Annotated in this window: 19 protein-coding genes and 1 pseudogene; 19 read left to right on the forward strand and 1 reads right to left on the reverse strand. The window is 32.2% G+C overall.

Translation table 11 applies throughout. The features are described 5' to 3' along the window. The first annotated feature begins 209 nt into the window (after window positions 1-209). From OREMA_RS0114005 to OREMA_RS0114060, 12 genes are all read left to right on the forward strand, one after another. Complete coding sequence (locus OREMA_RS0114005; protein ID WP_018249871.1) at window positions 210-1,166, forward strand: aminopeptidase; 957 nt, start codon at window positions 210-212, stop codon at window positions 1,164-1,166. 69 nt (window positions 1,167-1,235) lie between these two features. Further along, window positions 1,236-2,735 carry a glycerol kinase GlpK gene (gene glpK / locus OREMA_RS0114010; protein WP_018249872.1) on the forward strand — a complete coding sequence of 500 codons (1,500 nt, stop codon included), beginning with the start codon at window positions 1,236-1,238 and terminating at the stop codon, window positions 2,733-2,735. Window positions 2,736-3,054: 319 nt separating this feature from the next. Beyond that, window positions 3,055-4,530, forward strand: a complete 1,476-nt coding sequence (locus OREMA_RS0114015) for an NAD(P)/FAD-dependent oxidoreductase (protein ID WP_026189018.1) — start codon at window positions 3,055-3,057, stop codon at window positions 4,528-4,530. After that, a complete protein-coding gene (locus tag OREMA_RS0114020) occupies window positions 4,523-5,797 on the forward strand; it encodes an NAD(P)/FAD-dependent oxidoreductase (RefSeq protein ID WP_018249874.1) in 1,275 nt (424 codons plus the stop codon). Before OREMA_RS0114015 ends, OREMA_RS0114020 begins: the two co-directional genes overlap by 8 nt. Then, window positions 5,797-6,165: a DUF1667 domain-containing protein gene (locus OREMA_RS0114025; protein WP_018249875.1), complete on the forward strand. Its 369-nt coding sequence runs from the start codon at window positions 5,797-5,799 to the stop codon at window positions 6,163-6,165. Before OREMA_RS0114020 ends, OREMA_RS0114025 begins: the two co-directional genes overlap by 1 nt. Window positions 6,166-6,392: 227 nt before the next feature. Continuing rightward, window positions 6,393-6,746 (forward strand): Lin0368 family putative glycerol transporter subunit, encoded by a 354-nt coding sequence (locus tag OREMA_RS0114030; RefSeq protein ID WP_018249876.1) that lies wholly within the window; start codon window positions 6,393-6,395, stop codon window positions 6,744-6,746. 75 nt (window positions 6,747-6,821) lie between these two features. Then, window positions 6,822-7,157, forward strand: a complete 336-nt coding sequence (locus OREMA_RS0114035; RefSeq protein WP_018249877.1) for a Lin0368 family putative glycerol transporter subunit — start codon at window positions 6,822-6,824, stop codon at window positions 7,155-7,157. 195 nt (window positions 7,158-7,352) lie between these two features. Next, window positions 7,353-7,745 (forward strand): dihydroxyacetone kinase phosphoryl donor subunit DhaM, encoded by a 393-nt coding sequence (dhaM, locus tag OREMA_RS0114040; protein WP_026189020.1) that lies wholly within the window; start codon window positions 7,353-7,355, stop codon window positions 7,743-7,745. A 333-nt stretch (window positions 7,746-8,078) separates the two neighbouring features. Continuing rightward, window positions 8,079-8,390, forward strand: a complete 312-nt coding sequence (locus OREMA_RS0114045; protein WP_018249879.1) for an ArsR/SmtB family transcription factor — start codon at window positions 8,079-8,081, stop codon at window positions 8,388-8,390. Between the two features lie 35 nt (window positions 8,391-8,425). Next, window positions 8,426-9,139, forward strand: a complete 714-nt coding sequence (locus OREMA_RS0114050) for a metallophosphoesterase family protein (protein ID WP_018249880.1) — start codon at window positions 8,426-8,428, stop codon at window positions 9,137-9,139. A 270-nt stretch (window positions 9,140-9,409) separates the two neighbouring features. Further along, window positions 9,410-10,474 carry an ACR3 family arsenite efflux transporter gene (arsB, locus tag OREMA_RS0114055; protein ID WP_018249881.1) on the forward strand — a complete coding sequence of 355 codons (1,065 nt, stop codon included), beginning with the start codon at window positions 9,410-9,412 and terminating at the stop codon, window positions 10,472-10,474. Between the two features lie 433 nt (window positions 10,475-10,907). Next, window positions 10,908-12,134 carry a patatin-like phospholipase family protein gene (locus OREMA_RS0114060; protein WP_018249882.1) on the forward strand — a complete coding sequence of 409 codons (1,227 nt, stop codon included), beginning with the start codon at window positions 10,908-10,910 and terminating at the stop codon, window positions 12,132-12,134. Between the two features lie 138 nt (window positions 12,135-12,272). Here OREMA_RS0114060 and OREMA_RS0114065 read toward each other — a convergent pair whose 3' ends face one another. Continuing rightward, complete coding sequence (locus OREMA_RS0114065; protein WP_018249883.1) at window positions 12,273-13,730, reverse strand: protein adenylyltransferase SelO; 1,458 nt, start codon at window positions 13,728-13,730, stop codon at window positions 12,273-12,275. 200 nt (window positions 13,731-13,930) lie between these two features. Here OREMA_RS0114065 and OREMA_RS0114070 point away from each other — a divergent pair, with 200 nt between their 5' ends. From OREMA_RS0114070 to OREMA_RS0114100, 7 genes and pseudogenes are all read left to right on the forward strand, one after another. Then, a complete protein-coding gene (locus tag OREMA_RS0114070; RefSeq protein WP_018249884.1) occupies window positions 13,931-14,566 on the forward strand; it encodes an ABC transporter ATP-binding protein in 636 nt (211 codons plus the stop codon). Next, window positions 14,567-15,361 carry an ABC transporter permease gene (locus OREMA_RS0114075; protein WP_018249885.1) on the forward strand — a complete coding sequence of 265 codons (795 nt, stop codon included), beginning with the start codon at window positions 14,567-14,569 and terminating at the stop codon, window positions 15,359-15,361. A gap of 491 nt (window positions 15,362-15,852) precedes the next feature. After that, window positions 15,853-17,286 carry a glycoside hydrolase family 1 protein gene (locus OREMA_RS0114080; RefSeq protein WP_018249886.1) on the forward strand — a complete coding sequence of 478 codons (1,434 nt, stop codon included), beginning with the start codon at window positions 15,853-15,855 and terminating at the stop codon, window positions 17,284-17,286. A gap of 56 nt (window positions 17,287-17,342) precedes the next feature. Next, window positions 17,343-18,118, forward strand: a pseudogene (locus tag OREMA_RS19440) (histidinol-phosphatase HisJ family protein). A gap of 258 nt (window positions 18,119-18,376) precedes the next feature. Next, entirely contained in the window at window positions 18,377-19,252 is an 876-nt protein-coding gene (locus tag OREMA_RS0114090) for a Cof-type HAD-IIB family hydrolase (protein WP_018249888.1), read from the forward strand. A 98-nt stretch (window positions 19,253-19,350) separates the two neighbouring features. Beyond that, complete coding sequence (locus OREMA_RS0114095) at window positions 19,351-20,064, forward strand: GntR family transcriptional regulator (RefSeq protein ID WP_018249889.1); 714 nt, start codon at window positions 19,351-19,353, stop codon at window positions 20,062-20,064. Between the two features lie 217 nt (window positions 20,065-20,281). Next, entirely contained in the window at window positions 20,282-20,911 is a 630-nt protein-coding gene (locus OREMA_RS0114100; protein ID WP_018249890.1) for a class I SAM-dependent methyltransferase, read from the forward strand. Window positions 20,912-20,983: the final 72 nt, after the last annotated feature.

The raw sequence follows: 20,983 nt of genomic DNA on the forward strand, positions 1-20,983 counted from the left end.
ACTTTGCGTAACTATTGGCTTTCAATTTTATAAGCTATTAGCCAATAGCCAGAGGTTATTAGAAGATTTATCAGGATGATTTTTTTATAGAGATAGTTGAATAGACATAGTGTATTAATCTTTATATTGCATAATAAATTATATAAATAGAATTATATGATTTTGTTTATTATAATAAAAGTATATAAAAGACAAAGGGGTTGATAGATGTGGAAGAATTAAAAGAAGCAGCCAGAATAGTAGCCAAAGATTGTTTAGCGATAAAAGAAGGTGAACAAGTACTAATTGTAGTTGATGAACCTAAACGTAAGATTGCTAATGCTATTTTTGAAGCCAGCAAAGAGTTGGGAGCAGAAGTTATGCTAATGGAAATGATTCCAAGAGATAATCATGGGCAAGAACCGCCTAAATTAGTTGCCAAGGCTATGAAGTTTGCTGATGTGGTAATTATGCCTACTTCTAAGTCTTTATCACATACTCAAGCTAGAATAGAAGCTAATCAAGCAGGTGCTAGAGCTGCTACTATGCCTGATATTACAGAAGAGATGATGAAAAGGGCTTTGAATGCAGATTATGAAGTAATAAAAGAAAGAGGAAATAAGATTGCTGAAAAACTAAGTACAGGTAAAGAAGTAAGAGTAACTGCTCCAAATGGAACTGATATTAGAATGTTGATAGAAGGAAGAGAAGGTTATCCTGATACAGGTATTTATAATCAAACTGGGGAATTTGGAAATCTACCTGCTGGAGAATCTTATATAGCACCTCTTGAAGGTAAAAGCCAAGGTAAATTTATAGTAGATGGATCTATGGCAGAAGCTAAGGTACATACCGAAGAGATAGAATTATTGGTAGAGGATGGATATGTAACGGAAATAAAAGGAAAGGCAGCTGCTAGAAATTTGAGCAAGATTATTGAACCTTATGGTAAAGATGCTAAAAATATTGCAGAGCTGGGTATTGGAACAAATGATCAAGCTGAACTAACAGGCAATATTTTAGAAGATGAAAAGGTCTTAGGTACTGTACATATTGCTATTGGTGATAACTCTGCAATGGGGGGCAATATATCAGTAGATAGCCATCTTGATGGTATTATTGAAAATCCAACGGTTGAAATTGATGGTGATTTAATTATGAAAGATGGTAAATTATTAATTGATTAATTAATAAATAGTATAATTATTTTAATATAACAGATATTTATATCATTTTTATCAGATGGAGGATAAATAATGAAAAAATATATTTTATCTATTGATCAAGGAACAACAAGTTCTAGGGCAATGATTTTTAATAAAGATAGTGAGATTGTTAGTATGGCACAAAAGGAATTCAAACAATATTATCCAAAACCAGGTTGGGTAGAGCATGACCCACATGAGATCTGGGTAAGCATAATGGCTGTATTATCTGAGGCTTTAACTAAAGCTGAAATTAAACCTGAGCAGATAGCAGGAATAGGAATTACTAACCAACGTGAAACTACTGTAGTGTGGGATGCGAAAACTGGAAAGCCTATGCATAATGCGATTGTTTGGCAAGATAGACGAACTGCTAGTATTTGTGATGACTTAAAAGATAAAGGATTAGAAGATACAATCAGAGCTAAGACTGGTTTGGTAGTAGATGCATATTTTTCTGGAACTAAGGTAAAGTGGATTTTAGATAATGTTGAAGGGGCTAGGGAGAAGGCAGAAGCTGGAGAGTTAAGATTTGGAACAATAGATAGTTGGGTAATTTGGAAATTAACTGGTGGTGAGGTGCATGTAACAGATTATAGCAATGCATCTAGAACCTTAATTTATAATATATATGATCTTAAATGGGATAAAGAATTATTAGAAATATTGGAGATTCCTGAATCTATGTTGCCAGAAGTTAAATCAAGTAGTGAAGTTTATGGAAAAACAGTTGATTATCACTTCTTTGGTCAAAATGTATCGATAGCTGGTATAGCTGGAGACCAACAAGCAGCTACCTTTGGTCAAGGTTGTTATGAAAAAGGTATGGCCAAGAACACTTATGGTACTGGATGTTTTATGTTAATGAATACTGGTACTGAGGCTGTTCCATCTGAAAATGGATTATTAACTACGATTGCTTGGGGACTTGATGGTGAAGTTAACTATGCGCTAGAGGGGAGTATCTTTATCGCTGGGGCAGCAGTACAATGGCTTAGAGATGAAATGAAATTGATCGAAGAAGCTCCAGACTCTGAATATTTTGCTACTAAGGTTGATAGTACAGATGGAGTTTATGTAGTTCCAGCCTTCGCCGGATTAGGAGCACCATATTGGGATATGTATGCTCGGGGAGCTATTGTAGGTTTAACCAGAGGAAGTAGTAAAGAACATATTATTAGAGCTACTTTGGAATCATTAGCTTATCAGACTAGAGATGTATTAACTGCAATGCAAGCTGATTCTGGATTAGAGCTTAAAGATTTAAAAGTTGATGGTGGAGCAGTAGCAAATAATTTTTTAATGCAATTCCAAGCAGATATATTAGGATGTAATGTGGAGAGACCTGTTGTTGCTGAAACCACTGCTTTAGGTGCTGCATATTTAGCAGGTCTGGCAGTTGGATATTGGAAGAATAAAGAAGAGGTATTAGATAAGAGAAAAGTTGATAGAAGGTTTGAAGCAGAAATAGATGATGATAAGAAAGAAAAGTTATATGTTGGTTGGAAGAAAGCTGTTAAGAGAGCAATGGATTGGGAAGATAAAGAATAAGTTAAATTATTGATGAATATAAATATATTAATTAAATAACTAAGTGGTAGAAAAAAGGAGAAACCACATTTAAGTACCTAGGGATTAGTAGTGCCAATTTTAGGGCTTAGATGTGGTTTTTATTTATTTAATAAGTAATATATATAACAATTACTGAATCTATTAGAATATTTTAGTGATGAGTAAGGAGTAACAATCCTTTTGTTATTGGTCACTAGTTACTTATCATTATCTTAATATCTAAGTATTTATCCTTTAAATATAGGATGTTCATTGAGTATTAGTGATTTATTTCTCGATAAATTTATAGGAGGGATTCATTTTGAAAAAGACAGAAGTATTGATTATTGGAGGTGGAGTGGTCGGGACTTCTATTGCACGTGAATTATCTAAATACAAACTAGATATATTATTAGTTGAAAAGGAAGCAGATGTTTGTACTGGAACTAGTAAAGCAAATACTGCTTTGATACATGCTGGATTTAATGCTGATTCTCACAAGTTAAAAGGCAAGTTAAATGTAAGGGGAAATCAATTGTTTAGGGAGAAGGTTCAAAAGGAATTAGATGTTCCTATAGAGTGGATAGGAGCCTTAGTTGTAGCTCAAAACAAAGAAGATCTTTCTACTTTAAAACTATTACTGAAAAATGCTAAGAAGAATGGAGTGCTAGGTTTAGAAATTATTAAAGGTGATAGGTTATTTGAGATGGAGCCTGAATTAAACAAAGAGTCTATAGCTGCTTTATATGCACCAACAGCAGGAATAGTCAATCCTTTTGAGCTCACTATTGCTCAGGCAAATAATGCAGTGAAAAATGGAGTGGAATTATGGTTAGAAGCAGAGGTCTTAGATATTGAAGATAAGGGAGAAGTCAAGGTTGTAAACACTACTAAAGGAGATATAGAAAGCAAATTAATAATTAATGCTGCTGGTTTATATGCTGATAATGTGGCCAGAATGGTGGGGATTGATGATTTTAAGATAACACCACGGCGTGGAGAATATTATTTATATGATAAGAGTCTAGATATAAAGGTTAATCATACTATATTTCCTGTACCTACTAAGGTTACAAAAGGAGTAGTGGTAACTCCTACTGATGAAAAGAATCTATTAATTGGGCCTACTGCAGATGAAATAGAGGATAAGGATGATCTTATTAATACTCAGCAAGGTTTAGATCAAGTTATGATTGGTGCTCAAAAGACAATTCCTAAATTAAGTAGGAGAGGTGTGATTAAAGAATTCTCTGGACTAAGACCAGCTATCAAAGAGACAGGAGATTTTTTAATTGAAGCTAGCGATAAAGTAAAGGGTTTTATTAATGTATCTGGAATTCAGTCACCTGGTTTAGCTTCATCACCGGCTATCGCTGAGATGGTAGCAGGGATTGTAGAAGAGGAAATGGATCTTCTAACTCTTGATCCTGAATTTGATCCTTATTATTCTGGACCACCAAAATTTAGGCACATGAGCCACGAAGATCAGGCTAAATTAGTTGAGCATAATCCAAACTATGGCCAAATCATCTGTCGCTGTGAATCAGTAAGCAAAGGAGAAATAATTGATGCAATTAGAGAACCTGTTGGTGCTAGAACTGTTAATGCAGTTAAGAGAAGAGTTAGACCAGGGGCTGGAAGATGTCAAGGTGGCTTTTGTGGACCTAAAGTTGTTGAAATTTTATCGGAAGAATTAGGGCTTTCTAAAACTGAAATCAAATTAGAAAAAGATGGTTCAGAAATCTTAGTCGGAAAAGTTAAAGGGCTTTCAAGAGAGGTGAGTGCAAGTGAATAAGCAAAATTATGATTTAGTAGTAGTTGGTGGAGGTCCTGCAGGATTAGCTGCTGCTCAAGAAGCTTATGAGCAAGGGGTTGAAAGCATATTAATTGTTGAGAGGGATTTTGAATTAGGGGGTATTTTGCAGCAGTGTATTCATAATGGTTTTGGTTTGCATTATTTTGGTGAGGAATTAACAGGAACTGAATATGCTCATCGCTTTATGGAGAAGGTTAAAGAACGAGGTATTGATATTAAGCTTGATACAATGGTTTTAGAAGTAACACCAGATAAAAGGGTTTATGCTATTAATTCTGAAGAGGGAATGATGGAGATAAATGCTAAGGTTATTATTTTAGCTATGGGGTGCCGGGAAAGAACTAGAGAAGCGATTGGCATTCCAGGCTCAAGACCAGCTGGTGTCTTTAGTGCAGGAACAGCGCAAAGATATATAAATATGGAGGGCTATATGCCTGGTAAGAGAGTGGTTATTCTTGGGTCTGGAGATATAGGTTTAATTATGGCTAGAAGAATGCATCTAGAGGGTGCTAAAGTTGAAGCTGTATTGGAACTTTTGCCTTTTTCCGGTGGTTTAACTCGTAATATTGTACAGTGTCTAGATGATTTTAATATTCCACTGCGTTTAAAGCAGACTGTAATTGAGATTCATGGCAAAGAAAGGGTAGAGAAAGTTACAGTAGCTAAAGTTGATGACAACTTGCAACCTGTTTCTGGAACAGAATATGAAATTGAATGTGATACATTGCTTCTATCGGTTGGTTTGATTCCAGAAAATGAGTTATCTACTCAAGCAGGAATAGAATTAGATTCTGTAACAGGTGGAGCGATAGTAGATGAAGGTCGTGAGACTAATATTGAAGGGATTTTTGCTTGTGGTAATGTGCTTCATGTTCATGATTTAGTAGATTGGGTTACAGAAGAAAGTAAGCTGGCTGGTCAAACTGCAGCATATTATCTACAAGATAAGATTAAAAGGCGGGAAGAAGAGATTATGGTTGAGCCAGGTGAAAATGTAGGATATATAGTTCCTCAGAAGATAAATAATCTAGTTGAAGGTAGGCGAAGAGTAGACTTGTATATGAGAGCTAAACAACCGATGGATGATGTGAAAATTAGGTTATTAGTTGAAGGAAAAGAGTTATTTAGTAAAAAGCAACGCCGAGTAGAACCAGCAGAGATGATTACTCTAGCTTTTCCTGAGAAGATGATTCAGAAGCTAGAGGTGGATAAGGTTAAAGTAGAAATTGTGAAGGAGGGACAATGATGGCTGAAAGAGTAGAAATTACTTGTATAAGTTGTCCTATGGGATGTGAAGTTGAATTACAGGTTGAGAATGAAGAAATTAAGAGTATGGAAGGTGCAACTTGTTTGGCAGGTGAGAAATATGTTAAGAATGAGTATTATAATCCTACTAGAATTCTGCCAACAACAGTTAGAGTTAAGGGGGGAGTTTTACCATTAGTTCCAGTCAAAACTAATGAGGCTATGCCTAAGAGTTTAATAGAAAAAGCAATGAAGGTAATAGCTGAAGTTGAAGTAGAAGCACCAATTAAATTAGGTCAAGTAATAATAGAAGATATCTTAGATACAGGGGTTGATATTGTAGCTGCTAGGGATTTGGAGAGAATATAATAAAAGTAAATAGGTTAGAGATTAGCCCTAAGTTAAAGTATATTTTTAAACTTAAATAAGAAGATTTTATTTAGTGATTATTTTAGCTAATAAAGTTGTTGAAAAAGATTGACAGAAGTACCCCAATAATGTTATATTTAATTAAAGAAAATGATTATTGTTATCATTTAAGAATTTTACATACAGAATAATTCAATATAAAGCTTATTGAAAAGGGGAATATAATGATGAAAAAATATTTAGGAACAGTTATTGGAGTATCAATTATAAGTGTTTTAGCTTTTGCAGTCTTTGAATTATTAGAAAATGCCTATGGAGTTGGTGCAGGATGGTTTGCTTCAATTTGGATTATTGGTTTAGGATGGTATATAAATCATGCAATAGGAATTGTTCATAAAATAAAAGGTGGAGTCTATGTAAATATGGCCTTAGGGATTGGAATTGCGGGAATTCTAAAAGATGTTTTTGCTGGTAAACCTTTTGCACCATCAGCTCCAACATTATTTTGGGTAATTATAGGTGGTATCTTAGGAGGTTATTTAGCTAATAAAGTAAATGAAAACTTAAGAGATCAAAATTAAGTTCTAGTAATTGAAATGATTTTTGTATATTGATTATAATTTATATAAGTTAATAAGTTAGTGGAGGTAATAAATATGAATATAGATGCAATTGTAACAACTATTTTTGGAGCGATGCTATTTCCTTTTATGATGATAATTGTTTGGGAGAAGGTAGGTAAAGAAATTGGTATTTTTACTGCTATTTTAGTTGAGGGATTTGTTGTAGGAGCAGCATGGTTGGTCAATCATGGTGCTGGATTGATAGTACAAGGTCAAGGGGGAGCACATATTGATATGGCTTTGGCAGCTGGTATTGGAGTGATTGTTAATTCAGTATTGCAAGGTGGGAAGATCAAAAAATCACTTCCATCAATTATAGCTGCTATATTTGGTGGTGTGATTGGAGGTTTTGTTTTAGCGAGTATGTAAGTTATAATATTTTTTCTAAAGGCGTATTAATATACGCCTTACTTTATTGCTAAAAACTCACTTCAGTAATATTCTTTACTTAACTAGAATAATATACTATTACCTTCATTTAAATATTAGATGAAATTTTTACTATAATTTGATAAAATGAAAACAAGTAAAGTTTTTTTAATTAATAAGGGGGGAAAGGTGGGAATGGTTGGAATATTAATAGTTTCACATAGCCATAAAATTGCTCAGGGAATAGAAGAATTAGTTAAAGAACTTGTTCCCAGAAAAATACCTCTAATTTCAATTGGTGGAGATGGATATGGAGGCATAGGAACAGATATTGAAGAAATCGTAGAAGCAGTTGAGGAGCTATATGATGATAATGGAGTTATTATTATTGGAGATGTAGGTAGTTCTTTGATGAATGCAAAGATGGCTTTAGAGGTATTGGAATTAGAAGGGTATACTAACGTTATGGTAAGTAGTGCTCCTTTAGTCGAAGGTGCAATGGTTGCGGCTGTTGAAAGTAACTTAGGTAAGGACTTACTAACCATTAAGAAGAAGATAGAAAGTAAAAGATTAATTGAATTAATATAATACAAAAAGCCCCTGCTTAGCAGGGGCTTTTTCTTATTTATAGGTAAATATTCTATAATTTTAATTATATATTATTTAAGTTTTAAGAATGATAAAACGACAGTTTCGGAGTTAGGCGTTAGGCGATAGGACATAGAAAGATCTTACTAACTCCTATGACCTATCACCTAGCACCTAAAAGTGTCTCTTTATAACCATATTACATTATTTCCAAATCTAATACTTAAAACAAATTTAACAAAAGTTAACTTTACAAAATTAATAATTAGTGCTAATATATAAATAGATATAAATATGTTTATATATTAATGGGATTTTATAGGGGGAGGATCAATGAATAATATTTCAAATATAACAGAAGTATTGAAAGCTTTAGCAGATAATAGTAGATTAGAGATTATCAACTTGCTATCATGTGGAAAGATGTGTGTATGTGATATAGTTGAAGAATTAGATTTGAGTCAACCTAATATCTCTCATCATCTAAAAATACTTAAGAATGCTGATTTAATCATTGCCACTAAACGTGGTAGATGGATGGATTATGAGTTGAATCAAGATAAGTTCAAGGGATTACAAGACGATATACAAGTATTAGTTACTAAGCAAGGAGACTGTTCAATAAAGAGAAGTGAATGTAAATAAAACTAGCTGTTAGATAAACATAAGGAGGAATTAAAATGAGAGTAGCTGTTATTTCAGATGTACATGGTAATATTTTTGCTTTAGAGAGTGTTCTAGAGGATATCGAAGGAAGAAATGTAGATGAGATAGTCTGTACTGGAGATTTAGTAGGTTATGGACCTTTTCCTAATGAAGTCATTGCTAAGATTGAAGAATTAGGAATTAAGACTATCCAAGGTAACTATGATGATGCTATTGCTAATAGAAGAATTGCTTGTGGATGTGACTATAAGACAGAGCGTTCCCAAAAGATTGGAATGTCTTCTATGAACTATACTGCAATGGAAACAAGTGAAGAGAATAAGGAGTTTTTAGCTAACTTGCCTTTTAGCTTAATTTTAGAGATAGAGAATAAGAAAGCTTTATTTGTACATGGTAGTCCAAGAAGGATTAATGAATACTTATATGAAGATAGTAAAGAGCTAGAAGAGGTAGCAGGTGAGCTAAAAGAGGATATTCTAGTTTGTGGACATACACACTTACCTTATCATAAAATAATTAGTGGTAAACATATGATGAATGTGGGGAGCATCGGTAAACCAAAGCATGGTAATCCTAATGCAATTTATACAATTATTGAAGTCATCGAAGCTAAGGTTAAAACAGAGTTTATCGAGGTAATTTATCCAGTGGACAAGCTAACTACTGCTCTTAAAGAGACTGATTTAGCAGAAGAGTTGGTTGAAGTCTTTACAACTGGGATTAGTTAAGGGCAGTGTATAGTGTAAAGTTGATAGTTGATAGTTAAGTTCAAAAGTATTAAAGCCATAGATGAAAAGTGAGATATAAGATAGATAAAGCGACAGTTTCGGAGTTAGGCGTTAGGAGCTAGGACATAGAAAGATCTTACTAACTCCTATGACCTATCACCTAGCACCTAAAAGTGTCTCTTTATACCCATTAAGCAATATTTTATTGAGATCATAGTAACTATAAATAATTATCAATTCATCAATATTGAATTGGAGGAGGATATTATAATGAATCAAGCAGAAGTGAAAGAAAAGAAAGAAGGATTAGGCTTTTTTGAAAGATATTTAACAGTTTGGGTAGCCTTGTGTATTATTATTGGAATTGCAGTTGGGCGCTTTTTACCGATTATTCCTGAAACCTTAAGTCAATTTGAATATGCTCAAGTATCTATTCCAGTAGCTATCTTAATCTGGTTTATGATCTATCCAATGATGGTGCAGATTGATTTTAGTAGTATTTTAAAAGCAGGAAGAAAACCTAAAGGATTAGCATTGACCTTAGTAGTTAATTGGTTAATTAAGCCTTTTACTATGGCTTTCTTTGCCTGGTTATTCTTTAAGAATATCTTTGGAGCATTTATCAATCCAGAGTTAGCAGAGCAGTATATAGCAGGAGCAATTTTATTAGGAGCTGCACCTTGTACAGCGATGGTTTTTGTTTGGAGTTATTTAACTGATGGAGATGCGAGTTATACTTTAGTACAGGTAGCAGTCAATGATTTAGTATTGGTCTTTGCCTTTGCACCCATTGTTATCTTCTTATTAGGGGTAACAGATTTTACAGTTCCTTATAACACTATACTTTTATCTGTAGTATTATATATTCTCGTACCTTTAGTGGCAGGATATTTGTCACGTAAATACTTAATTAAGAATAAGGGGATTGATTGGTTTGAGAATGTTTATCTTGAAAAAGTGAGTAATTTTACGATTACAGGATTATTATTAACCTTGATTATTCTATTCTCTTTCCAAGGAGATATTATCTTAAATAATCCATTAGATATCCTACTGATTGCAATACCTTTAACGATTCAAACCTTCTTTATCTTTATTACCGCTTATGGTGGAGCAAAGTTGCTTAAGTTAGACCATTCAGTAGCAGCACCAGCAAGTATGATTGGAGCTAGTAACTTCTTTGAATTAGCAGTAGCTACAGCTATCTCATTATTTGGACTTAAATCAGGAGCGGCATTGGCTACAGTAGTGGGAGTTTTAGTAGAAGTTCCTGTAATGTTAGCTTTAGTTGGGATTGCTAATCGTACCCGACATTGGTTTAGTAGTAAGAAATAAGTTTTATTTTTAGCGTTTTAATTTTTATAAGGCTCGGCTCATTAACGAACTTTATGATTAATATTAATTTTAGTTTTAAATTAAAGTTCAAAAATAAAATCTAAAAAAATAAAATACAATTATTTAACCACGTGCCCTGAGAGAAACCACAAAAATTAAAATCTTACGAAGGGTTATGTTTCTAAACCCGGAGGAAACCACAAAAATTAAAATCTTACGAAGGGTTATCTTTTCAAACCCGAAGGTGTTTTTCTCGAGTAAGTACTCCTGGGATGAATGTAGACTAATGTTCAAGAATTAAAAGCATTTTTAAATTTTATAAATTATTTGATTAGTGTTCATTCGTGGTTACAAAAAGGTTTTGAATTATATTTTCTATGAAAATAATTAGTTCAACTTATATAAGAATAAATTTAAAAAGAGGGTGATTTTTATGTATGGCTTAGTATTAGCTGGAGGAGGTAGTAAGGGTAGTTATCAAATAGGTGTCTGGAAAGCTTTAAAAGAACTTGATATTGAGATTAGTGTAGTTACAGGTACTTCAGTAGGCTCTATTAATGGTGCTTTAATTGCTCAAGGTGCTTTTGAAAAGGCACTTGATATCTGGTCTAATATAAGTGTTGATCAAATTATTAATATTGATAGTCAACTCTTTAATGAAATATTGAATTTCAATATAGATATTAGAGATAAAAAGAATATGACTCAATTACTTAGCCATATAGACAGTTTTTTTAAGAAAAAAGGTCTAGATATAACTCCACTTCAAGAACTCATAGATAAAAATATTGATGAAAAGAGAATTCGACAATCAAATATTGATTTTGGACTAGTTACTGTTTCCTTAACAGACAAAGAAGCTATAGAAGTATTTATTGAAGATATTCCTAAAGGTAAGTTAAATGATTATATCTTAGCCTCCTCGTATTTACCTGGATTTATGCCTATGAAATTAGATGGGAAGAGATTTATTGATGGAGGTTTATATGATAATTTACCTATTAACTTAATGATTGAAAAGAAGATTGATAGGATTATAGCTGTAGATTTAAAGGCTATTGGTAAAAAGCAACCTGTTAAAGATAAAGAGATCGATATATTATATATAAGCCCTTCAGATGATTTAGGCAATATTTTAGATTTTAATGCAGAAAGAGCTAATAAGAATATTCAGTTAGGTTATCTTGATACTTTAAAAGCTTTTGAGAAGCTATCAGGTGTTAAATATTATTTAAAAGATATTCCTAGTTTAGAAGAACTATTTAAGTATATCAATAGACTAAAAAGAGAAGAGATTGAAGGAGTATTAAAACTTCTTAATATGGAGCCAGCCAAAACCAATCGTATTTTGTACGAAAAGCTGATCCCCAAAATAGCACAATTATATGATGCTAAAGATGAGGATGACTATGATATAGTCTTCATAAAAATAGTAGAATACTTAGCTCAACATTATGAGATAGAACGATTAGAAATATATGAATTTGATGATTTAGTGAATATGATTATAAGTAGAATTAATCAAGAAAGATCAGAATCATTATCTGATTCTAAAACTCCGTTAGAAGTGATAAAGGAGAAGTTTACTATTAATATTCCAAAAGATGAAGTAGCCAAACTTATTCTCAAACTATATGAAGAAAAAGTCCTCTCAAACTAGATCTTTAAGAGGACTAAGGTGTATTAATGTTTGTTGATTATACTACTATAGTCATCCAATTTTAGATTGATAACGAATAAAATTGATATCTACTTCTCCAAAAGAACGAGTGGCTAAATATCTTTAGCAACTTAATAATCAGGTACCACAGAAGGTTTGATAAGGAATATCTGATGGTTCAGGAGGAGTAGAGTACCCAACTTGTTCAGGAGAGTGGGCATAGGGATTTGAAAGTACATTGAGGAGTTGCTTCATTATACTATAGTCTCCTTTTTGTACTGCGGCGTCTAATGCTTCTTCTACCCGATGGTTACGGGGGATTAGTGCAGGATTATTCTTTTTCATCAGTTGATGAGAGTATTCTTTTGATTCTTGCTGTCTCTCTAGTCTTTGTTGCCATCTTTTGTACCATTGATTAAATTCTTTGCTGTTATATAGCTCTTCATCTTCAAAATTATCAAAGGTCAATGCCAAAAAAGTATTAGTATAGTCTAACTTATACTTCTCCATCATGTTAAGAAGATCTTCAATAAGGGATTCATCCTCTATCTCTTCATTGAATATACCTAATTTTGATCTCATCCCTTTAAGCCAATTATAGCGATATAATTTAGCAAAACTTGAAACAGTATCTTTGGCTAACTTTACTGCTTTTTCTTGTTTATCATCTAACAAAGGTAGAAGGGTTTCAGCAAATCTTGCAAGATTCCATTCGCCAATTGGCGGTTGATTTTTATAAGCATAGCGACCTCTACGATCAATAGAACTGAAGACTGTTTTAGGGTTATAGATATTCAGGAAGGCACAAGGACCATAATCGATAGTTTCTCCACTAATTGTCATATTATCTGTATTCATCACTCCATGAATAAAGCCAAGCAATTGCCATTTAGCAATTAATAGAGCCTGCTTCTTAATAACTTCTTGAAGTAGGGATAAATATGGATTATCATTATCTTCAATTTGTGGGAAGTGGCGTTTTATTGTATAGTCAGCTAGAATCTTAAGTTCCTCATCTGTACCCCAATTTGCAGCATATTGAAATGTACCAATTCGTAGATGACTAGCAGCCACTCTGCTTAGGATTGCACAAGGTAGATTGTTCTCACGAGTTTGACCTGTTCTTACTACTGCTAAACTGCGGGTGGTAGGAATACCAAGACCATACATTGCTTCACTGATAATATATTCTCTTAGCATTGGTCCAAGGGTAGCTAGACCATCCCCACCCCGGGAATATGGTGTTTTGCCTGAACCTTTTAGTTGGACATCAAATCTTTTGCCTAAAGGGGTTATCTGTTCGCCAAGTAGGAGGGCTCGACCATCGCCTAACATTGTAAAATGGCCAAACTGATGTCCAGCATAAGCCTGAGCAAGGGGTATAGAATTTTCAGGAATTGAGTTACCAGCTAGAATCTCTATCCCCTCTTTATTTTCTAGTGCTTCGATATTTAAGCCTAGTGATTGTGCTAATGAGTTATTTAAAATAATTAATTCAGGTGAAGGTGCATTAGTTGGCTTGAGGGTGGAAAAAAATAATTTTGGTAGAGTGGCATAAGTGTTTTCTAAGTTCCATCCTGTTTTTATTTTTGTCACCTTATTTTTCCTCCTTATTATCTTTTGTTTTATTATATCAACAAACTACTTTTAGTATCTACTTTTAGCAATTTGTTATCCTCTTTCTATCTAAAAATAGCTAAGGGCAGTTTATTTATATACAGAATAAGTCACATTGTCATTAAAGTCAACTAATATTAGTTGTAGAATAAACATAAATAAAAGTTGGAGGTGATTATGTGTTTAGCCTAGAGAAAGTTAAGTTTAAGGATATATTAGATATTGATAAATTAGAGATAGATAATAAGATAACTGTAATTATTGGTCCTAGTGGGGCAGGTAAATCAACTTTGCTTAAATTATTAAATAATATGATCAGTGTAGATTCAGGGACTATTTTGTATAATGGAAAAGATTTAAATCAGATTAATCCAATAGGCTTAAGAAGAGAAGTAATTATGTTGGCTCAAACACCTATTATATTTGAAGGAACAGTCAAAGATAACTTGGAGGCAGCTTTTAAATTAAGAGAAGAAGTAGTAGCTAACGAAGAGAAATTGAAAGAGGTATTAAAGGTCGTTCATTTAGATAAAGAGTTAACTGATAATGCAGAGAAGTTATCTGGTGGAGAGAAACAGAGATTATCCTTAGCAAGGATCTTATTATTAAGTCCTAAAGTTCTACTATTAGATGAACCATCTTCAGCTTTAGATCAAGAGACTGAGCGATTGCTAATTGAGACAGTAGTAGATTATGTAAAGGATAGAGATAAGACTTTAGTTATGATTACCCATTCTAAAGATATAGCTTTAGAATATGGAGATAAGGTTATTACTCTTAAAGAGGGTAGAGTTGTTAGAGAGGAGGAAAGTTAGATGGAAGAGACTAGTATTATAGATTTGCAATTATGGCAGTTAGCTGCTGCTTATATTTTTGTGGTTATTCTATCACTATTTTTAAAGATTAGAAAGATTGAGAAGAATAAGGAGCTATTATTAGCTACTACTAGGATGACTTTACAATTAGTTATAGTAGGATATCTTTTGGGATATATTTTTGAACAGAATAACTATTTATTTACTGTAATTATTATTACTATAATGGAGTTCTTTGCTATTCATAATATCTACCAGCGGGTAAATAATAAAATTAATAATGGTTTAAAAAAGATCATCGCTTTATCCATGATTGTTGGAACTTTGACTAGTATAATTTATTTTATCTTAGTTGTGATTGGATTAAGACCTTGGTATGATCCTAGATATTTTATTCCTCTAGCAGGAATGTTAATCGGTAATTCGATGACAGGTATATCATTAGGGGTAGAAAGATTGATTTCAGGGATGAAAGAGAATCAAGCAAAAGTTGAAACTGCTTTAATGTTAGGAGCAACACCTAAGAAAGCCACTCAGCAGATAGTTAATAATGCTTTTAATTCAGCTATCCTACCGACTATTAACTCAATGATGGGGATGGGAATTATCTTTTTACCAGGAATGATGACTGGGCAGATTCTTTCTGGGGTTTCACCACTGACGGCTATTGAGTATCAGATAGCAATTATGTTAGGGATATTAGGGAGTGTAGCTTTAACCTTAATTATCCTTGTTTATTTAGGATATAAGACTTTCTTCAATGAAAGAGCGAAGATTACACTTGATAAACTGTAATTAGTTAAGAAAGTTTGATTATATTAATGGGAATAGATGAATAGGATTATTATTTACTAACAGTAGTGGGCAAGTATTTCTTAATGGGAATGCTAACTTGTTTGCTGCTGACTATTATTTTTTGTTTAAATAGTTTTTAAAGGGCAAATTAATTAATATAGTAATTATCAAGTCAATTCAATTTATTTAAGAGAGAGCTTGACAATAAAAATTAATTTTTTTATAATTAAAGCATAATGATCTGGTATATACCAAAAACATTATAATTAGGCTATGATTTAGTTTTAGAGGTTATAAATTATAAAATAAGATAGAGATAATTTTTTTATCCACTCTGGTATAGACCAAGAAATTTTATTATATTAGAAATTCGATAAAGTTTTTAACTGGATTACTTATAAATTATTTTATAGTTAAAAATAATATTAATTATCTAACTTCACTTATGTTTAAAAATATAAATTTCAAATTAAATTACAAGGAGGGGTATTATGAGTAACTTAAAAAGTAAATTTCCACCAGGATTTTTGTGGGGGGGAGCAACTGCTGCCAATCAATTTGAAGGAGCATATAATGAAGATGGAAAAGGATTATCAATCCAAGACATATATCCTAAAGGAATAAAGGGAGGAAGAACAGAAAGGCCAACAGAAGATAATATGAAGCTTCTTGGTGTAGATTTTTATCATAGATATAAAGAGGATATAGCATTATTTGCAGAGATGGGCTTTAAAACTTTTAGAATGTCAATTGCTTGGTCAAGAATCTTTCCTAATGGAGATGACAGTGAGCCTAATGAAAAAGGTTTAGAGTTTTATGATAAAGTATTTGATGAGCTAGCAAAATACGATATCGAGCCCTTGGTTACCCTTTCACATTATGAAACTCCCCTTGCTTTATCTAAAAATTATGATGGATGGAAGAATAGAAAGCTAATAGATTTTTTTGAACGGTATGTAAGAACTGTGTTTACAAGGTATAAAGATAAAGTTAAATATTGGCTTACTTTTAATGAAATAAACTCTACCTTACATTATCCATATATGGGGGCAGGAGTATGGACCCCAAAAGAAAGGTTGAGTACAGAGGATTTATACCAGACTATACATCATAAGTTAGTAGCAAGTGCTCTTGCAGTAAAAGTTGGTCATGAAATAGATCCTGAATTTAAGATAGGCTGCATGATTCTAGGAATTCCTAACTATCCATTAACTCCAAAGCCAAGTGATGTAATACAAGCTATGCAGGATGATAGACAGAACCTTTTCTTTGCTGATGTTCATGCTAGAGGAGAATATCCAAAATATATGAACAGATTATTTAAAGAGAATAATATAGAACTCGATATTACTAATGAGGATAAAGAGCTATTAAAGCATACTGTGGATTTTATTTCTTTTAGTTATTATATGAGTTCTTGTTCAACATCTGATCCTGAAAAAGATATTCAAGGTGAAGGGAACTTTTTAGGAGGAGTAGCGAACCCACATTTAGAAGCTTCAGATTGGGGCTGGCAAATAGATCCTGAGGGGTTAAGATATATTCTAAATCAATTGTATTATAGATATCAAAAACCTTTATTCATAGTTGAAAATGGATTAGGAGCTAATGATGAGTTAATAACAGATGAAAATGGAAATAAGACTGTAAATGATGATTATCGAATCAAATATTTAAATGATCATTTAGTACAAGTAGCAGAAGCTATAGAGGATGGAGTAGAACTAATGGGATATACAACCTGGGGATGTATCGATCTTGTAAGTAATTCTACTGCAGAACTTAGAAAACGTTATGGATTTATATATGTAGACCGTTATGATGATGGATCAGGGACATTAGAAAGATATAAAAAGAAAAGTTTTTATTGGTATAAAGATGTGATAGCAAGTAATGGTCAAATATTATTTGAAGAGCCAAAGTAATCTAAAGGGTTTAGCTTTATTAATTGTTTAATGGTGGCTAAAGGGAGGGAGAACATATGTTAGCGGATTATCATATGCATACTAGCTTCAGTGATGATTCTACTTATAAGATGGAGGAGCTAATTAGAAGAGCAATTACTTTAGAAATTGATGAAATCTGTTTTACAGAACATGTGGATTATGGAGTTAAGACAGAAGATTTAAATTGTGATTATTCTGCTTATATTGAGGAGTTTCAAAGGTGTAAGGAAGAGTATAAGAAGCAAATTAATATTAAATTTGGAATTGAGTTTGGAATGCAAGTTCATACTATCGATCAATTTCAAAGGGATTTTGATCAATATGATTTTGATTTTATTATTCTTTCTTGCCACCAGGTAGATAATAAAGCATTTTGGACAGGAGATTTCCAAAAAGGAAATACACAGCAGGAATATAACGAAAGATATTATAAAGAAATCTTAGAGGTAATCAAACAATATGATAATTATAGTGTATTAGGTCATTTAGATATGATGAGTTAGGTGAGTATCCACTTGCAAAGGTAAAGGATATTATTAGCGAAATTTTAAAACAGGTAATTAGACAGGGTAAAGGAATTGAAGTTAATACCTCAAGCTTTAGATATGGTTTAGAAGATTTAACTCCCTCTAGGGATATATTAAAGTTATATAAAGAGTTGGGTGGTAATATTATCACAATCGGATCAGATACTCACCAAGAAGAACATGTAGGTTATAATATATTTCATGTAAAAGAAGAACTTAAAAAGATAGGTTATAAACAATTTTGTACCTTTGAAAAGATGCAACCTATTTTTCATAACTTATAAGCATGCTATATTATAGATGTCCAATCCTAAGATGAAACTTTATAGCTATAGTGTGACATTTTTAGGTGATAGGAGTTAGGTTATAGGGGATAGTAAGGTCTTCCTACCTCCCATTTCCTAACTCCGAAAGTGTCTCTTTATCATTCTAGTGTATAACTTTTGTACTATCACAAGAGATAATATTAGAAATTTAATAAAATTTTTAGAGGATACATTTGTTAGCTGGGGATTAATCTTTTTACATAGGAGATGATGGAATTGTTTAATAATAAAATAGAGATGATATTATTGGATATGGATGGGACTTTATTAAATTCACAATCTAAGGTTTCCTCAAGGAATAAAAAGGTATTAAAGCGATTGATTTCAGAAGGTTATAGAGTTGCTATTGCTACTGGTAGAAATTATCATGAAGCTAGAAAAGCAGTAGAAGATATTGCAGGATTAGCTTATATTACTAATAATGGTGGCTATGTTGTTGATTTTAATGGTGATGTTATCTTTGATAAGAATATTAGCAGAGAAGATGTTATCTCTTTGCTTAGAACAATAGAAGAATATCCATCACTTAATTATGCTCTGGCTGCTCCAGAAGAGATCTATATGAAGAGTAAATTACAGTTTATTAAGATGTTCTTATCTAATAAGAGGGTATTTAAGGGTAAATTAAATATCTTCCAAAGATTTGCATTAATAAAGCGATTAATTAGATTATTTAATTCGAGAAAGGAATCAGATAATATTTATGAGTTGATAGAAAATGATTCTTTAGCTGTACAGAAGATAGATGTGATGGGGAGAATAGAAGAAATGAAAGCTTTGAAAAACAGGATTATAGAGGAATTTGGAGATAAGATTAAGCTGAGTAGTTCTTCTAAAGAGAATTTAGAGATAAATCCTCTTAATATATCAAAAGGAAGCGGACTAAGATATTTGGCAGATGAATTAGGTATTTCTGTTAAAAACTCTATTGCTTTTGGAGATGGAGGAAATGATTTGGAACTCTTTGAGATTGTAGGAACCTCGGTAGCAATGTCAAACTCTGAATTTAGTAAGCTAAAAGATAAAGCAGATATTATAGCAGAAAGCAATGATGATGATGGAGTGGCGAAGGTGTTGATTGAGTTATTATAAATTTTTACTTATATAAGATTTAATTGTAATCAGGTAAAGGAAATGTTAGACTTTAGTTACAATCATAGAGGTAGAGATTAATAGGAGGAAGGTGAAAGATGAAATTAGAAAATAATGATATACCAATATATTATCAAATAGAGAATCTAATTAGGGATAAGATTGAAAATAGTGAGTATGCTACAGGTGAGAAGATTCCATCTGAGAGGGAGTTAGGTGAAATATGTGGAGTAAGTAGGATGACAGTTAGGAAGGCCTTGGATAATTTAGTTAATGAAGGCATCTTAGAAAGAAGGGAGAGGCAAGGAACCTTTGTTGCTAGAGATAATTTAAATGAATTTACTACTTTAGTTGGAGTGAGTGAATATATTGAATCTGAAGGAATGAAACCTAATATTAAAGTTATTAATAAAGAGTTGATTAAACCGGATAAGAGTATTACTAAAAATTTAAATCTAAACTCAGATGAAAAAGTTATTTTAGTCGAAAGGTTAATTTTAGCTGATAAAAGACCCTGTGGATTTGAACAATCCTATATTCCTTATCCCATCTGTCCAGAGTTATTAGAAGTTGAAATTGATCAGAAATCTATTTATGCTATGTTAAGAAGAAATGGCCATAAACCTACTAAAGCTAAAGATCAGACTAGTGCAATATTATCTAATGATAAATTGAGCAAATTATTGCAGATAGATAGCAAAGAAGCTATTTTAAAGAATATTAGAACCAGCTTTTCTAAAGATAGACCGATAGTGTATAGCTATAACTATTATAGTGGAGAAGATTTTGTTATGACTAGAATAGTTTTTTAAAATTTATTAGGAAGTTATTTTAGTCAATATGCTTTAATATTCTCTTGACACTAAAAAGATAAATTTATATAATTATATTAACAAATTCTAATATACTCATATATGATCAATATTTTTTAATAACTATATTATGATATCATAATATAGTTATTTATCTAGAGTTATTTTATTATAGGTGTGACAAGATTATTTTTATGAGCAGAGAGGAGTCTAGAGGATGGAAAGTAAAAAATATTTTGATAAAGTTGCTAAGGATTGGGATATTATGAGAAGTGAATTTTTTCCTGAAAGAGTAAGAGAAAGGGCTTATTCTGTGGCAGAGATTGAAGCAGGAAAGAAAGCTGCTGATATTGGAGCAGGTACTGGATTTGTAACTGAAGGTTTAATCAAGAGAGGGTTAAAAGTGGTTGCAGTAGATCAATCTCTAGAGATGATTAATGAGATTAAGGAGAAGTTTGGTGATAAAGGTGAGATTAAATGTCGTCAAGGTATTGCAGAAGAATTGCCTTTAGAAGATGAAGAAGTAGATTATGTCTTTGCTAATATGTTTTTACATCATGTAGAGAATCCAGCTAAGGTTATTAACGAGATGGTTAGAGTACTAAAAATCGATGGGAAGTTAGTAATAACAGATTTAGACGAACATAATTTTGAAATTTTAAGGAAAGAACAATATGATAGATGGATGGGATTTGATAGAAAGGATATAGCTAAGTGGTTTATTGAAGCTGGTTTAAATGAGGTTAAGGTAGACAGTGTAGAGTCAAATTGTTGTACAGCAACAGATTGTAATTCAGAAAATATAAGTATTAGTATATTTGTTGCTTCAGGAATGAAGTCAAGGTGAACAGTTGGAATTTTATAAAAAGCTACAGTAACATCTATTATAAAATTAACATAAAATAATTAAGATAGGGGG

This window comes from Orenia marismortui DSM 5156 (assembly GCF_000379025.1).
Taxonomy (GTDB): Bacteria; Bacillota; Halanaerobiia; order Halobacteroidales; family Halobacteroidaceae; genus Orenia; species Orenia marismortui.

What these genes read in the sequence shown, in the direction of transcription:
- OREMA_RS0114060 (WP_018249882.1), top strand. Translation starts at nt 10,908, where the DNA reads ATGTATGGCTTAGTATTAGCTGGAGGAGGTAGTAAGGGTAGTTATCAA.
- OREMA_RS0114075 (WP_018249885.1), top strand. Translation starts at nt 14,567, where the DNA reads ATGGAAGAGACTAGTATTATAGATTTGCAATTATGGCAGTTAGCTGCT.
- dhaM (WP_026189020.1), top strand. Translation starts at nt 7,353, where the DNA reads ATGGTTGGAATATTAATAGTTTCACATAGCCATAAAATTGCTCAGGGA.
- OREMA_RS0114050 (WP_018249880.1), top strand. Translation starts at nt 8,426, where the DNA reads ATGAGAGTAGCTGTTATTTCAGATGTACATGGTAATATTTTTGCTTTA.
- OREMA_RS0114035 (WP_018249877.1), top strand. Translation starts at nt 6,822, where the DNA reads ATGAATATAGATGCAATTGTAACAACTATTTTTGGAGCGATGCTATTT.
- arsB (WP_018249881.1), top strand. Translation starts at nt 9,410, where the DNA reads ATGAATCAAGCAGAAGTGAAAGAAAAGAAAGAAGGATTAGGCTTTTTT.
- OREMA_RS0114095 (WP_018249889.1), top strand. Translation starts at nt 19,351, where the DNA reads ATGAAATTAGAAAATAATGATATACCAATATATTATCAAATAGAGAAT.
- glpK (WP_018249872.1), top strand. Translation starts at nt 1,236, where the DNA reads ATGAAAAAATATATTTTATCTATTGATCAAGGAACAACAAGTTCTAGG.
- OREMA_RS0114030 (WP_018249876.1), top strand. Translation starts at nt 6,393, where the DNA reads ATGAAAAAATATTTAGGAACAGTTATTGGAGTATCAATTATAAGTGTT.
- OREMA_RS0114025 (WP_018249875.1), top strand. Translation starts at nt 5,797, where the DNA reads ATGGCTGAAAGAGTAGAAATTACTTGTATAAGTTGTCCTATGGGATGT.
- OREMA_RS0114045 (WP_018249879.1), top strand. Translation starts at nt 8,079, where the DNA reads ATGAATAATATTTCAAATATAACAGAAGTATTGAAAGCTTTAGCAGAT.
- OREMA_RS0114080 (WP_018249886.1), top strand. Translation starts at nt 15,853, where the DNA reads ATGAGTAACTTAAAAAGTAAATTTCCACCAGGATTTTTGTGGGGGGGA.
- OREMA_RS0114100 (WP_018249890.1), top strand. Translation starts at nt 20,282, where the DNA reads ATGGAAAGTAAAAAATATTTTGATAAAGTTGCTAAGGATTGGGATATT.